Origin of the sequence: Nocardia testacea NBRC 100365 (assembly GCF_000308775.1) — a bacterium.
In the GTDB taxonomy this organism is placed as follows: Bacteria; Actinomycetota; Actinomycetes; order Mycobacteriales; family Mycobacteriaceae; genus Nocardia; species Nocardia testacea.
This window is the reverse complement of record NZ_BAGJ01000200.1, coordinates 1-232: the sequence shown is the minus strand read 5'-3', so window position 1 is coordinate 232 and position 232 is coordinate 1. Positions and strand designations below refer to the sequence as shown.

General features: G+C 62.1%; 1 protein-coding gene. It reads right to left on the bottom strand.

The annotated features are described in order from the left end of the window. Positions 1 to 22 precede the first annotated feature (22 nt). Positions 23 to 232 (bottom strand): succinyl-CoA--3-ketoacid-CoA transferase (locus ON38_RS25460; RefSeq protein WP_039827549.1); only part of this gene is annotated, 210 nt, incomplete at its 5' end.

Genomic DNA, 232 nt, shown 5'->3' with positions numbered 1-232 from the left:
GCCATCTGCTGCCGGGTCCAACTCATACCGATACCTCCCGGACTGTGCGCTTCTCGATCCGTTTGTCCTGCGGCCCGGTACAGACGATGCGCTGAACGAAGACGCCGGGCAGATGGATCTGCGAAGGGTCCAGTTCACCGGGCTCGACGAGTCGTTCCACCTGGGCGATGGTCACCTTCCCGGCCATGGCGGCGAGCGGATTGAAATTCATCGCGGTCTTGTCGAAGACGAG